This is a genomic window from Anaerovirgula multivorans (genome assembly GCF_900188145.1).
Lineage (GTDB): Bacteria > Bacillota > Clostridia > Peptostreptococcales > Natronincolaceae > Anaerovirgula > Anaerovirgula multivorans.
In genome coordinates this window covers 114806-128353 of record NZ_FZOJ01000010.1, presented here as the reverse complement: position 1 = coordinate 128353, position 13548 = coordinate 114806, and the positions used below count along the sequence as shown (strand labels likewise).

Sequence of the window (13548 nt, the reverse complement as noted above, 5' to 3'; positions counted from 1 at the left end):
TAATACACAGGAGCTACGGTTTCGTCCTTGCCTTAAAACCGTAGTCAAGGACTGCAAATGCAGCTCTTAGTGTATTAGAATTTATAAACGCATATCTATAAGCGCATTATACAAGGTGAGACAATGAAGACGGGCTTATTTATATCAATTGAAGGCTTAGATGGAGCTGGAAAAAGTACCCAGATGGCATTTATGGAAAAGTTTTTCCAACAAAGAGGATTTGAAGTCCTTCTTACAAGAGAGCCAGGAGGTACCATCATCGGAGAAAAAATTAGAGACATTATCTTAGATAGACAGCACCAAGAAATGGCGGATACTACGGAAGCCCTGTTATATGCCGCCTCAAGAGCCCAGCATGTAAAGGAACTCATAGTTCCCGCTCTGCAGGAGGAAAAAGTAGTCCTATGTGATCGATTTGTGGATTCCAGCATTGCCTATCAAGGAGGAGCTAGGGGTCTAGGACAAGAGGCAGTGAAGGCCATTAACGACTTCGCCACCCAAGGATTAAAGCCGGATTTAACGATTTTTTTCGATATTTCTCCTGAAACCAGTTTGAAACGTATTGATTCCAAGAAGGTAGATCGGTTGGAGCAGGAAAAAATAGATTTTCATATGACGGTATATAATACCTATTTAGATTTGGCTAAAAAGGATCCAAGTAGAATGAAGGTAGTAAAGGCAGATCGAGGAATCACTGCCATCAGTAAAGATATTGAAGATTTACTGCTACAATTAATAGATGCTGCAAAATGATGATAAACGAACCAGCCCCGTGACATTAAAAGCCTCCTCTTAAGCTCAGGTTAAGAAGAGGCTTTCTTTGACTTTTTTTTCCCTTTTAAAAGGCTAATACATAATAAAGCAATAGGTATAACGATCTGGAAGGGAATAGAATAATAGGGCCACACCTCAATGGCCCAGGAAAGCATTTGAGGAGCACTGGCATAAATCCAAATGGATAAGCCTGCCAATATAATACCAATAGGGTAGACAAATACTCGATGGTCATTGGATTTTGTCAGTTGGGCTAGACCAATCACTGAAGCAAGATAACAGACACAGATTTTTGTGGCTCCAGTGATAAAAAACATAACACCGATTAAGGGGTCAAAATTAAGAACCTCAATTTTTTTGGTGGAAAGATGAGGGGGAAAAATCTTTCTTTCAATTCCCAGCTCTCCTAAAATTGTTATTTCCCTAAAGACAGCTATGAGCAACAGCCCTCCTGCCAGTAGGAAGGATATAATAAAGTTTCTTTTCAGTTTTTTTCTATCGTTTAAATAGGGAAACAGCATCAGAAACACCACTGTTTCTCCAAAGGGAAAGGTGAGGACTGAAAAAGAAGCATCTAATACAGGTTTTAATCCATCCTCTAAAAAAGGTAGTAGGTTGGAAAATTTCATATGGGGTACTAGTAGCAGTGTAATTCCTATTTGAAACAGAAAAATAAAGGGAACAATCAGCTCAGCCGTCCGGCTGGTTACCTCTAGACCGCTTTTAACAGAATAAGCAATAACCAGGGTGTATAAAACCGTCATAAACCACAAGGGGGTTTCTGGCAGACTTATGGTAAGCGTATATTCTGTAAAATTCCTCAATACTAATGAGCCCAGATGAAGAAAGTACCATATATAAAGGATGGATAGGAGATTACCCAGCCATTTTCCTAACAATAGTTGGTGTATTTCTACTAAGGTTTTTTCAGGGTGTCGCTTATAAAGAGCTATGTATATAGAAAATAACAAAAATCCCCCCAGCCAACCGATGACATAGGCTAGCCATGCATTCTGATTTGCATGGCTGCCGGGAACCAGAATAACTGTACTGCCTAATAAAAATCCTATTAATAAGATACAAAATTGGAACGAGGAGATAAGCACCTGTTTTTTCATAGAAAGTCACCTCCTTATGATAAGGTCTATAAGTTTTTCAATATAAATTGCTGGAGAAGCCACAGGAAGATCCTGTATATTGATATAGGCGATAAAGATTCCTATCAAAATCAAAAAATAATAGGTAAAGGTTGCTAATGGATTCTTTTTTTTAAACAAAAAAGGCAAATCAAATAAGGTTAAAGCTAAAATTGCAAATATGATAACTATAACCATAAACATAGTAATCACCACCTAGTCACTGATGGAAGGAGCTAATATTTGTCCTGTTCTTTCAACTTTTGCTTCAACTGTAATTTCTATAGGGCAATTGGTAAAGATTTCATCCCAATCCTCTTGAATCTCCTTCCAAAGCTTTGGATATTTTCTATAGACCAGTTCACCAAAACCGAAAAAATCCACCTGAAAATCATTTTGGGCAATATCGAAAACTCTAGTTACCTCCATTCTAATGAGCTTTTCTTTTTCTCTTTGTAGATGAAGCAGCCCCGCAGGGTCCGTATGATCCTTTGGGTTCTGTTGATCACCGATGTTTCCTTCCTCCTTAATATGCACCTTTAAAACCATTTGACCATCCACTATTTCAACATCCATCTTGGACTCTGCATTGATAATTTCCATGCCTATCAATTCATCCGGCTTTCCTCTGGGGGGGACTACTAAAATACCTCCCTTTACCTCCCCCACAATCCATAGGTAACCTCGGGTTTCGTAGGGACCGAGATAGCCTATTAGTCTATCCTTTCCAAAAACCCCTGTGCCCTGGATGTGAAGATCCCTTATATACTGGGGATTTTCCTTTTCTGCTTTTGAGATGGTACCTAGAACCAAATGATGCCCTATGGTATTATACTCTTCAAAAGCATCCATTAAAATAAGATTCCTAGAAAATCCCACATGTTCATTATTTTTTAAGGCATTGACTATGTGAACTGCCGGTAGGGCTTCATAAATACTTTCTATCTCTAAAAGCTCCTTAGCCGACATACCCTTAGATACAATGGGTACCGCTTGCCGTCTGAACTCATGATCCCTCTCTAAAAAGTCAATTGTTCTTTGTATCCCTTCCATTGCTACACTTTCTCCAAAGACGATTAACTGTATATGACCGATATAGATTTTATGACTGGAGACGGTAGCCACCTTTCTTAGGGCTTCAAAAATGGTTTTGCCGGTTTCTGTATAAGTAACAGCGGCACTTCCCTCTACCCCATCTCTCCCTAGCTTTCTAGGAATCACCGCCTGAACGGTTAATTGAATCTGTTTATCCTCAATTATATCCACCCCTAAGGCCAAGGCAATGACTAAATCATTGATTTCCCTCTGATTCCAACAGCCGGGAAGGGTGATTATTTGTAAAATAATGATAATAAATAGAAGTATTTTTTTCATAAATCTATACACTCTCCAAAACCTATCTTCTTTTAATCAATAACATCCATAGTGGAGTCCGAATAAAGGTATCTTTCAAATCTTCAACAGATGTTGGAGCAAAGGGGAATAAGTACTCTATCCCAAAGGACCTTAAGTTACACATATAAACAAAAATCACAATAAGGCCAAAAACAATGCCGTAAAAACCCACGATGCTTGCCAAAATTAATAAGAGTATTCTAATAATGAAAGCAGTATTTTCTAAGGCAGATACAATAAAACTACTGATGGCGGTGATGGCAATCACAATGACCATTAGAGGGCTGGCCACTCCCGCCTCCACGATGGCCTGTCCTAATACAATAGCTCCTATGATGCTTACTGCTTGACCCACTGGTTTAGGCATTCGAACTCCTGCTTCTTGAATCAACTTGAAAATTACAATCATCATAAAAGCTTCAGTAACTGAAGAAATCGGTATAGGCTCTCTAGCAGTAGCACTGGACAAAAACAACCGAAAAGGTATAATTTCATGATGAAAGGTCTGCATTGCTACATAGGCTGCTGGTAAGACTGTAGTTAAAAGTAAAGCTAAAAAGCGAATGATTCTAAGAATACTGGCAAAGGGCCACTTTATATAATAGTCTTCACTGGTTTGCAGGTGCTCCACAAATAAATGGGGAACTGTTAAAACAAAGGGAGTACCATCACATAATATAGCTACTCTGCCTTCAAAAATTTTCCCTACCACCACATCTGGCTTTTCTGTGGTACCTATGGTGGGAAAAATACAAAAAGGTTGATCGTCTATAAACTCTTCAATATAGCCGGATTCTAAAACTGCATCAATATTGATTTTTTCAATACGGCTTTTCACCTCTTCAACAATTTTATGGTTAGCAATACCTTCAATATAGCAGATGGCTAAATCTGTCTTAGAATAAATTCCCCTTGTAATGAATTCAAACTTTAGTTTAGGGCTCTTTACCTTCCTGCGAATCATAGTAATATTGGTGGCAAGATTTTCATTAAACCCTTCCCTTGGTCCCCGTAGTACCATTTCTGCTGAAGGCTCTGATATTCCCCTAGTCTCCCAATCAGTTACAAAGATAGCCACAGCAGAAGGACTTCCATCTATAATAATAACGGCATACCCCTTTAAAAGATGTTCTACCACTTGATTCAAAGATTGAAGGGAGAAGGCATTTACTGAAGTAATGATTTCTTCTATTAAAGTATTTGCGATGGTTTTTGAGGTTTTTAGAGCTAAATAATGAGAAATATCCTCATTCATCAAGGGCTTTATAACATTTAATTCCATTGTATCGGTATCTACCAATCCCTTGACATAACAGATAAAGGCTTTATTTTTAGGATAGGTTTTGATTTTAAAGGATCTAATGGTAAAGCCTTGACTATGATGAAAAATTTCCTCTAGCCGATTTTTCGTTACCCCTATATCCAAGGAAAGCTTTTCCTCAACCTCCTCAGGGAGGGGAGTAAGGCTGTGACGATTGACTGGAGAATATTTTAGATATTTCATCATACCAATGATTTTTCTAAACATGCTATTTCCCTCCATAATATGAATATACGCCGATATATTTTAATTTTAATACACAGAGTCTACGGTTTCGCCCTTGGCTATAAATAGAAAAATATTTTTTATTCATCTATTTAGGATGTCTAAATCAAGCCAAGATATACTATCTTTACACTAAAGAAATATATTATGATAAATAGTGAAGATGTTGTATAAAAATTATGTATCTTCTAGATTTTTTTGATATAATGAGGAAAATAGATTTTTAATAAAATTTGCGAAACAGCTTAAAGATATGAAAAAAATAATAGAGGGAGGGTATTCTATGAAATTAGTAATAGCTATTGTTCATGATGAAGATGCGGGAGGTCTTATTGAAGAGTTAACCAACAATAAGTATCGAATAACAAAGCTAGCGACTACAGGGGGCTTTTTACGAGCAGGGAACACCACCCTTTTAGTTGGGACAGAGGATGAAGAAGTAGATAAGGTGATTGGTATCATAAAGAACAACTGTGAGTCTAGACGGGAATTGGCTACTTCACCAGCACCTGTCTCTGGAACAACTGGTGTTTTTATACCATACCCTATAGAAGTAACCGTAGGAGGAGCAACGGTTTTTGTTGTAGACGTTGAGAAGTATGTTAAGCTGTAAAAGAGAGCGAGGATACGTATGGGCTTTAATTGTATATTAGGGCAGGAAAGACTAAAGGAAAACTTAAAAAAAGCATTAGAAAAGAAACAGTTAGTTCACGCCTATTTGCTAGAGGGACAAAGAGGATTAGGTAAAAAAAAGATTGCCTATCAATTAGCCAAGGGAATCTGCTGTAGAGGAGAAGGGAAAAGGCCCTGCAATCGATGTATTAGCTGTAAAAAGCTGGAGCATGGGAATCATCCTGAGATACAATGGCTGCAGGAGGAGGGTTCTATTAAAATAGAGGCCATAAGGCAGATGCAAAAGAACCTTCAAATGAAACCCTATGAAGGTAGCCAAAAGGTCTATATTATTTGTGATGCAGATAAAATGACCCTTCAGGCGCAAAATGCCCTTTTGAAAACCCTAGAGGAACCACCAGAATATGCCACCATGATACTCTTGACCGCTAATGCCACCAGTCTATTGCCTACTATTGTTTCAAGATGTCAACGAATGAAGCTATTGCCAGTGACGATGGAAAAAATGCAGAAATATCTAGTGAAGGAAAAATCTGTTGACATAGAAGAAGCTAAGGTAATCGCTGCCTTCTCTAATGGTGTTGTTGGTAAAGCGCTACAGCTATTAGAAGATGAAGCCTTTAAAAATAGAAGAAAAGAAATTATAAGGATAACAAGAGATATTATTGACAAAAATACTATACAGTTATTGGAAAGAGTTCAGTTTTTTAATGACGAGAAGCTTCATATTGATGAAATATTAGAAATCCTGATGGGTTGGTATCGCGATGTTTTAATATATAAAGATACGGAAAAAAAGGACTATATTATTAACATAGATGAGATTGAAGAAATCCTATATCAATCTAATAAACTTCCTTTAAGTCATATTAAAGAAATGCTTTTTATTATTGATAGAACAAAAGACAATTTCCGAAGTAATGTAAACTATCAATTAAACATAGAAGTAATGATTTTAGATCTTAAACAGAAGGCAAAATTTTAACAATAGCATAAGTGTACAAAGTTTGATACAATAAGAAAAGGCTAATATTAATTGAGAGGACCTTAACCTCTTTCATATAGAACTAGGGAGGAATTATTAATGGTTACAGTTGTAGGTGTGCGGTTTAAGAAGGCTGGGAAAATTTATTACTTTAATCCCGGAGAAGTTGAAATAAAGAAGAACGATTATGTTATTGTTGAAACCGCTAGAGGCATAGAATTTGGAGAAGTAGTGGTAGGACCTAAGGATGTTTCTGAAGAAGACATTGTAGCTCCACTAAAGGATGTTATTAGAACCGTCACTGAAGAGGACAGACAGAGACATAAGGAAAATAAAATAAAGGAAAAAGAAGCGCTTGAGGTTTGTCTTGAAAAGATTACAGAACATCAATTGGAAATGAAGTTAATTGATGTAGAATATACCTTTGATAATAATAAAGTGATTTTTTATTTTACTGCTGATGGTAGGGTGGATTTTAGAGAATTAGTAAAGGATTTAGCTTCCATATTTAAAACTCGTATTGAATTAAGACAAATTGGTGTCCGAGATGAATCAAAAATGCTGGGAGGTATTGGCACCTGCGGTAAATCCTTATGCTGTTCCACCTGGTTAGGTGATTTTGAACCAGTGTCAATAAAAATGGCCAAGGAACAAAGCCTCTCCCTGAATCCAACAAAGATTTCAGGTATTTGTGGAAGATTGTTTTGTTGCTTAAAATATGAATACGATATGTACCAAGAAATTCTTGACAAGTTACCAGGAATTGGTTCAATTGTTTTGACCCCCGATGGAGAAGGAACAGTGATTGAAACTAATGTATTGCTAGAAAAGGTAAAAGTAAAGATAAAAAACCCTAGTGACAATACAGAAGAGTTAAAAATATGTAATATTACCGAAGTCACAAAAATAAAAGAAAAGCGGAGCCTTAAAGAGCAGCTGGAGGGCAATGTTCAGCGACAGGAAGGCTTGTTGGATGAAGAATTACAACAATTGAAGGAGTTAGAAGACTAACCATCCTAAGAAGGAGTGATATAGGTGAAGGCAATAAACAAAAGACTGATTTCTCTTCTATTATTAGGATTAGTTATTTTACTATTAGTGGGCTGTGGAAGAAAAGCTCAAGATATTACTGAAGATACAGATCCTATCCAACAGGAGGAGAATCTACAGCAGGAACCGGATAGTGGAGAAGTAGATGGAGACCTGTGGGAGGAAGCCCGAGAGAAGGATTCCCTAGAGGATATATTAAAAGGAGAAGACAAAAAGCCAGCAATTTTATCTTTTTGGGTATCTTGGAATGAAGAATCCAAAGAACAATTGGACATACTAGAAAATGTATATAAACTTTTAGAGGAGGATGTTGTCATCATAGGTATTCATGCTACCTCCTTTGATACAATGGCTAAAGAGGAAATTCAAAGCTATATGCGAGAAAAGAAGTATTCTTTTCCTATACTTTTGGATGAAGAAGGGGAAAAAACCCAAAGTTACTTTGTAGGAAGCCTTCCTACTACTGTGTTTTTAGATGAAAAAGAAGAAACAGTAAAATCCTTCACCACTTTGATCAAGGAAGATGAGGTTTTAGATGAGATAGAGCAGATACTAGAACCACTTATACAATAAAGGTAATGGGCTAAGGTTTGATTATTAATTAATCTTGACCTTAGCCCTTAGTATATTAAAATTTATGATCACATATCTATATCAAAATTAAAGTTTAAAATTGGTTATCTATACTAGATATTAAACAATTGAGGTGACATATTATACAAATGAATGATTTACTCAAACCCCATGAACGGATAGATGATTTACAACTAAACGATTTAAAAATTATACAAAACCCTAAAGGCTTTTGTTTTGGCATTGATGCCGTATTATTGGCAAATTTTGTAGATTTGAAAAAAAATGCAAAAATAGTGGACTTAGGTACAGGAACTGGAATTATTCCTATTCTTTTAGCAGGGAAAAGTAGTACAAGTCATATAACAGCTCTGGAGATTCAAGAGAAAGTAGCAGATATGGCAAAACGCAGTGTGAAATTGAATTCTCTAGAGGATAGAATTCACATCCTACAAATGGATTTGAAAAACGCTTTAGAAGAATTACCAGTTAACGGCTTTGATGTAGTTACCTCCAATCCTCCCTATATGCACCCTAAAGGACTGTTAAATCCACAGGATACCAAATCTATATCTAGACATGAAGTAAAATGTGAACTTGAGGATGTTATTAGAATAGCTTCTAGGCTACTGAAACATTGGGGAAAATTCTTTATGGTACATCGTCCTCAGCGATTGGTGGATATTATGTATTATTGTAGGCAATATAAACTAGAGCCGAAACAAATACGATTTATTCACCCCACCTATGGGAAAAAACCAAATTTATTATTATTGGAGTGTAGAAAGGCGGCTATGCCGGAGTTAAAAGTATTAGATCCTTTGCATGTATATGATCAAGATGGAAGCTATACAAAGGAAATTTATGAAATATATGGGAGAAGAATACTGGAGAAAGGGGAGGATGAAGCTGAGTGAAGGAAAATTATACATATGCCCTACTCCTATTGGAAATTTAGAGGATATTACCCTCAGAACCTTAAGGATTCTTAAGGAAGTAGATGCTATAGCAGCAGAGGATACCCGTCATACCATTCGTCTATTAAGACACTTTGACATACAAAAATTCCTCATCAGTTATCATGAGCACAACGAGAAAACCAAAAGTCAGTATTTAATTGAAAGATTGCTGCAGGGGGAGAATATTGCTTTAGTATCAGATGCGGGAATGCCAGGGATTTCAGATCCTGGAGAAATATTAATAAAACGGTGCATAGAAGAAAATATTAATGTTGAGGTGCTACCAGGAGCAACAGCTGGAATCATGGGGTTAGTAGCATCAGGATTAGATACAAGACAATTCGCTTTTGAAGGTTTTCTAAATCGGGAGAAAAAAAAGCGAAAAGAACGGCTTGAAAAAATTAAAGATCAAGATAGAACGCTAGTATTTTATGAAGCTCCCCATCGAATTAAAGATACGCTCAAAGATATGATAGACATCTTAGGAAACCGCAGAGGGGTAGTGGCTAGGGAACTAACAAAAAAATATGAAGAATTTATTCGAGGTAACCTACAAGAGATTTATGATCATTTTCTTGAAAGTCCACCAAAGGGAGAAATGGTTCTACTATGTGAAGGAATAAGTTCAGAGGAGGAAGAACTAAGGCAACAGGAAGCATATGAAGAACTTACCATAAAACAGCATATTACCTCTTTTATGGAGACGGGTATGGATAAAAAAGAAGCTATCAAAAAAGTAGCAAAACTTAGAAAGATATCTAAATCAGAAGTATATAAAGAAGCCATAGATATTTAACGTCCATGGCTTCTTCATCCTGCTACTTAACTAATTCATCGATACATTCGCTACAAATATTTTTGGTTTTATGTACTGTTACATTTTTAGCATTTCCACAGAAAATACAGGCAGGTTCATACTTTTTTAGTAAAATACTTTCACCGTCTACATAAATTTCTAGGGCATCTTTCTCTGCAATATTTAGGGTGCGTCTTAATTCAATTGGTAGCACGATTCTACCTAACTCATCTACTTTTCTTACAATACCTGTTGATTTCAAACTTTTGTCCCCCCCTCTTACATTGTTTAAATTAATAAATCTACTAAACAAAAACAACTGACAAACACATTTATACAAAATTCGACAATATATGTATTAAATAGTACCAGATATTCCATAAAAAGTCAATGACTAACTAATGTTAAATATTTGTTAACGATAGGATTCAAAGTCTTTAAAAGTTATAGTAAAGGCAGCTACAGAAGTTGTATATAAAAACTTTTACAGTAATGGTAAGGGGGAAAATTAACAAAAGGAGCTGATATGATGAATACCATTATTGTTCGTGTTCTTCAGATAAGTAAGGAATTAAATGTGGAGATATACTTAGTAGGGGGTACAATACGGGATTTATTGCTTAATAGAAGGACAAAGGACCTTGATCTGGTGACAGTACGCCACAGTAGGCTCCTCGCTGAAAAGGTTGCTGACATTTTGAGAGGAACCTTCGTAGAGCTAGACGATGATAGAGAAATTTATCGAGTGGTGCTAAAGGATAAGATTCTATTGGATTTCAGCAAAATGCGGGGAAATACTATTGAAGAGGATTTATATGAAAGAGACTTCACTATCAATGCTATGGCCTATAATCTAAGGAAGGGGTGGCCATTAAATGAAGGTGCTATCATCGATCCATTTAATGGAGTGAAGGATTTATATAATAAAACAATTCGACATATGCAGGATAAAGTCTTTCGAGAGGATCCTTTACGGATGTTAAGGGTACCACGATTTATGTGTCAATTGGACTTCGATTTAGATAGGGAAACAAAAAAATTAATTGAAAGTCACAGCCACTTAATTACTAATGTAGCAGGAGAGAGGATTGCTGAAGAGCTTTTTAAAATTCTAGATGAAAATAAGGCCTATTATTATTTTCATCTAATGGATAAACAACTAAATCTATTGGAAAAGATTTTTCCTGAAATAGTAGAAATGAAGAAAATTGGTGAATGTAAATATCATGTTTTAGATAGCTGGACTCATTCCATCTATACTATGAAGGAGATAGAAAGCTATATCTATGCCCATGGGTTCTTTGAGGATCATATAAGAGAAGCCTATGAAGAACATACTAGTCACATAATTGCAGGCAATCACAGTCGACTTCACTTGTTGAAGCTGGGAGCGCTATTTCATGACGTAGGGAAACCCTCTGTTCAGAAGGTAGATGTCAAAGGGAGAGTTCGTTTTAAAGGTCATGAAATTACAGGAGCGAAACTTGCTAAAGAATATGGCGATAAATTGAAACTAAGCGTGAAGGAAAAGGAATTATTATACAAATATGTGGCGCTGCATATGTGGCCATTGGTATTATATAAAAAAAATGATGTAAGTGGAAAAAGTCTATACGAGATGTTTAATGAAACTGGAAAAGAAACCTTAGACATTCTATTAATTGCCTTAGCTGATATCGTTGCCACTAGAAGAGTATTGAATTCTAAGGAAGAGATGGGGATGTTTAAGGTACACATAGAATATATAGCCAATAATTATTTAACTCGATATAAGCCTATAGAAAACATCTCTAAAATTATTAAAGGTAGGGAAATCATGGAGGCGCTGAATATTCCGGAAGGTGTAATCATAGGGAAAATGCTGGAGGAGATTCGAAAAGCCATCTATTTGGGAGAGATTGTTCCTACTAAGGAAGCAGTTCTCACCTATATAAAGGAGATCTACTAAATAAACATATAAATAAGCCTCTATACCCAGGATCTATAGTCTCGCCCGTGACTAAAGAACGTAGTCAAGAACTGCAACCATGGCCTGTAGTGTATTAAAATTACAAATGTATATCTACAAAAAGAAAGAGATCCTTAAAAGGCATCTCTTTCTTTATACTCACTGACCATTTGATTTTTTAAATTCCAAAGCTTTTCTGATAAATCCACCTTATAAAGATGTGGTCGATTAAATCTTTTATATTCTGGCCAAAGACTATCTAACTCTTTTTTTGCATAGGACCTAATTTCAGATACTGTCTTCCTTGGATAAACCAAATTTCCTTCTTGATAGATAGGAATCAACATTTCTCTTACGCTATATCTATTAAAAGTCTTCTTTTTCCACGTATAAATAGGATGAAATATTGTTAGAGGCTTATTGGTATCAATGACTTCTTCCTCTAACATAATTAAATCTGCCTGTGCGTTATTATAGGAATCATAGATTCGGATTACTTTTTTATAGCCTGGATTTGTAATTTTTTCGGGATTTTCAGATATTTTTATCTTAGGGATAATTTTATCCTTCTTTTCAATAGCTGACAGCTTATAGACTCCCCCTAATGCAGGACAATTACTGGAGGTAATAAGATTTGTTCCTACTCCCCATCCATTGATGGCGGATTTTTGTATCTTTAAGCTATAGATGGTTTCTTCATCTAGATCGCTGGAGGCTACGATAGATACATTCTGGAAGCCTGCTGCATCCAGAATTTTCCGAGCCTCTTTAGAAAGATAAGCAATATCTCCTGAATCAATACGGATTCCCTTTGGTTCAAAGCCTCTCTTTCTTAACTGATGAAATACTTTAATAGCATTAGGAACTCCGCTATTTAATGTATTGTAGGTATCTACTAAAAGCAGACAATTATCAGGATAGGTAGCTGCGTAGGCTTCAAAGGCTTCTAACTCTGAATCAAAGCTTTGGATCCAACTATGGGCTTGTGTACCTACAACTGGGATATCAAACATCTTTCCCGCCAATACATTAGAGGTGGAAGAACAACCGCCAATAACGGCAGCTCTTGCTCCATAAATACCAGCATCAGGACCTTGGGCTCGTCTTAATCCAAATTCAAATACAGGGTCTCCTTCAGCTGCCTCAATAATTCTAGAAGCCTTTGTGGCAATCAAAGACTGAAAATTAAGGATGTTCAATAGTGCAGTTTCAATCAATTGAGCTTCAAAACTTGGAGCCTTTATCCTTAACACAGGCTCATTAGGAAACATGATAGAACCCTCTGGTACTCCGTAAATTGTTCCAGAAAATTTGAAATTTTTTAGGGCTGATAGAAAGCTTTCATCGAAGCCTAAGCCCCTTAAGTAATCTAAATCTTCTTCCGTAAACTTAAGGTTTTCAACGTAATCTATAACTTGTTCTATACCAGCAATAATTGTATAACTGCTGTCGCAAGGATTTTTTCTAAAAAAGTAGTCAAAGACTACAATATCCTCATGAATATTATGTTTTAAGTAACCATTCATCATAGTTAACTGATAAAAGTCTGTTAATAAAGCGAGGTTACGCATCGTAATACCTTCCTTATCTTGATTTATTTGGCTGCAATCCAGTAGAAGTAAAAACTCCCTTTAAATTAAGCTCATTTTATAAGCATAAAATTTCTTTGAATCTATTATAACAGATTTTTGTCAATAAATAAAAAATTTGAAAAAAATTTAGTTTCTAAAGACAAGAGCTTATAGAATTGGAA

The 13548-nt window shown here is 36.0% G+C and carries 14 protein-coding genes; 8 read left to right on the top strand and 6 right to left on the bottom strand.

The features are described 5' to 3' along the window. Window positions 1-123 precede the first annotated feature (123 nt). On the top strand, window positions 124-753 hold the full coding sequence (gene tmk, locus CHB72_RS12145; protein WP_089283149.1) for a dTMP kinase: 630 nt from the start codon (window positions 124-126) through the stop codon (window positions 751-753). A gap of 50 nt (window positions 754-803) precedes the next feature. On the opposite strand, the gene CHB72_RS12140 is transcribed toward tmk, so the two are convergent. From CHB72_RS12140 to CHB72_RS12125, 4 genes are read right to left on the bottom strand one after another with little or no spacing between them, the layout of a single operon-like run. Beyond that, complete coding sequence (locus CHB72_RS12140; RefSeq protein WP_089283148.1) at window positions 804-1892, bottom strand: GerAB/ArcD/ProY family transporter; 1089 nt, start codon at window positions 1890-1892, stop codon at window positions 804-806. 6 nt (window positions 1893-1898) lie between these two features. After that, window positions 1899-2114 carry a hypothetical protein gene (locus tag CHB72_RS12135; protein WP_089283147.1) on the bottom strand — a complete coding sequence of 72 codons (216 nt, stop codon included), beginning with the start codon at window positions 2112-2114 and terminating at the stop codon, window positions 1899-1901. Between the two features lie 12 nt (window positions 2115-2126). Further along, complete coding sequence (locus tag CHB72_RS12130; RefSeq protein ID WP_089283146.1) at window positions 2127-3284, bottom strand: Ger(x)C family spore germination protein; 1158 nt, start codon at window positions 3282-3284, stop codon at window positions 2127-2129. A gap of 22 nt (window positions 3285-3306) precedes the next feature. Continuing rightward, window positions 3307-4833 (bottom strand): spore germination protein, encoded by a 1527-nt coding sequence (locus CHB72_RS12125; protein WP_176431343.1) that lies wholly within the window; start codon window positions 4831-4833, stop codon window positions 3307-3309. Window positions 4834-5134: 301 nt separating this feature from the next. Between CHB72_RS12125 and CHB72_RS12120 the strand changes: the two genes are divergently transcribed. The 6 genes from CHB72_RS12120 (at window position 5135) to rsmI (ending at window position 9847) form a co-directional block, all read left to right on the top strand. Then, window positions 5135-5464: a cyclic-di-AMP receptor gene (locus tag CHB72_RS12120; protein WP_089283144.1), complete on the top strand. Its 330-nt coding sequence runs from the start codon at window positions 5135-5137 to the stop codon at window positions 5462-5464. A gap of 18 nt (window positions 5465-5482) precedes the next feature. Continuing rightward, a complete protein-coding gene (gene holB, locus CHB72_RS12115; RefSeq protein WP_089283143.1) occupies window positions 5483-6469 on the top strand; it encodes a DNA polymerase III subunit delta' in 987 nt (328 codons plus the stop codon). A 99-nt stretch (window positions 6470-6568) separates the two neighbouring features. Continuing rightward, window positions 6569-7480 carry a PSP1 domain-containing protein gene (locus CHB72_RS12110; protein WP_089283142.1) on the top strand — a complete coding sequence of 304 codons (912 nt, stop codon included), beginning with the start codon at window positions 6569-6571 and terminating at the stop codon, window positions 7478-7480. Window positions 7481-7504: 24 nt separating this feature from the next. Beyond that, window positions 7505-8092 carry a TlpA disulfide reductase family protein gene (locus CHB72_RS12105; protein ID WP_089283141.1) on the top strand — a complete coding sequence of 196 codons (588 nt, stop codon included), beginning with the start codon at window positions 7505-7507 and terminating at the stop codon, window positions 8090-8092. Between the two features lie 149 nt (window positions 8093-8241). Continuing rightward, the gene (locus CHB72_RS12100; protein WP_089283140.1) at window positions 8242-9009 is read left to right on the top strand and encodes a tRNA1(Val) (adenine(37)-N6)-methyltransferase; all 768 of its coding nucleotides are present in this window, start codon (window positions 8242-8244) and stop codon (window positions 9007-9009) included. Beyond that, window positions 8996-9847, top strand: a complete 852-nt coding sequence (gene rsmI, locus CHB72_RS12095) for a 16S rRNA (cytidine(1402)-2'-O)-methyltransferase (RefSeq protein ID WP_089283139.1) — start codon at window positions 8996-8998, stop codon at window positions 9845-9847. The genes CHB72_RS12100 and rsmI overlap by 14 nt, the downstream gene beginning before the upstream one ends. Window positions 9848-9869: 22 nt before the next feature. Here rsmI and CHB72_RS12090 read toward each other — a convergent pair whose 3' ends face one another. Beyond that, window positions 9870-10109 carry an AbrB/MazE/SpoVT family DNA-binding domain-containing protein gene (locus CHB72_RS12090; RefSeq protein WP_089283138.1) on the bottom strand — a complete coding sequence of 80 codons (240 nt, stop codon included), beginning with the start codon at window positions 10107-10109 and terminating at the stop codon, window positions 9870-9872. Window positions 10110-10376: 267 nt separating this feature from the next. On the opposite strand from CHB72_RS12090, the gene CHB72_RS12085 reads away from it, so the two are divergent. Further along, window positions 10377-11795 carry a CCA tRNA nucleotidyltransferase gene (locus CHB72_RS12085; protein ID WP_089283137.1) on the top strand — a complete coding sequence of 473 codons (1419 nt, stop codon included), beginning with the start codon at window positions 10377-10379 and terminating at the stop codon, window positions 11793-11795. 134 nt (window positions 11796-11929) lie between these two features. Here CHB72_RS12085 and CHB72_RS12080 read toward each other — a convergent pair whose 3' ends face one another. Beyond that, window positions 11930-13366, bottom strand: coding sequence for a nicotinate phosphoribosyltransferase (locus tag CHB72_RS12080; protein ID WP_089283136.1), 1437 nt, complete (start codon window positions 13364-13366; stop codon window positions 11930-11932). Window positions 13367-13548 lie beyond the last annotated feature (182 nt).

What these genes read in the sequence shown, in the direction of transcription:
- tmk (WP_089283149.1), top strand. Translation starts at nt 124, where the DNA reads ATGAAGACGGGCTTATTTATATCAATTGAAGGCTTAGATGGAGCTGGA.
- CHB72_RS12140 (WP_089283148.1), bottom strand. Translation starts at nt 1,892, where the DNA reads ATGAAAAAACAGGTGCTTATCTCCTCGTTCCAATTTTGTATCTTATTA.
- CHB72_RS12135 (WP_089283147.1), bottom strand. Translation starts at nt 2,114, where the DNA reads ATGTTTATGGTTATAGTTATCATATTTGCAATTTTAGCTTTAACCTTA.
- CHB72_RS12130 (WP_089283146.1), bottom strand. Translation starts at nt 3,284, where the DNA reads ATGAAAAAAATACTTCTATTTATTATCATTATTTTACAAATAATCACC.
- CHB72_RS12125 (WP_176431343.1), bottom strand. Translation starts at nt 4,833, where the DNA reads ATGTTTAGAAAAATCATTGGTATGATGAAATATCTAAAATATTCTCCA.
- CHB72_RS12120 (WP_089283144.1), top strand. Translation starts at nt 5,135, where the DNA reads ATGAAATTAGTAATAGCTATTGTTCATGATGAAGATGCGGGAGGTCTT.
- holB (WP_089283143.1), top strand. Translation starts at nt 5,483, where the DNA reads ATGGGCTTTAATTGTATATTAGGGCAGGAAAGACTAAAGGAAAACTTA.
- CHB72_RS12110 (WP_089283142.1), top strand. Translation starts at nt 6,569, where the DNA reads ATGGTTACAGTTGTAGGTGTGCGGTTTAAGAAGGCTGGGAAAATTTAT.
- CHB72_RS12100 (WP_089283140.1), top strand. Translation starts at nt 8,242, where the DNA reads ATGAATGATTTACTCAAACCCCATGAACGGATAGATGATTTACAACTA.
- rsmI (WP_089283139.1), top strand. Translation starts at nt 8,996, where the DNA reads ATGAAGCTGAGTGAAGGAAAATTATACATATGCCCTACTCCTATTGGA.
- CHB72_RS12085 (WP_089283137.1), top strand. Translation starts at nt 10,377, where the DNA reads ATGAATACCATTATTGTTCGTGTTCTTCAGATAAGTAAGGAATTAAAT.
- CHB72_RS12080 (WP_089283136.1), bottom strand. Translation starts at nt 13,366, where the DNA reads ATGCGTAACCTCGCTTTATTAACAGACTTTTATCAGTTAACTATGATG.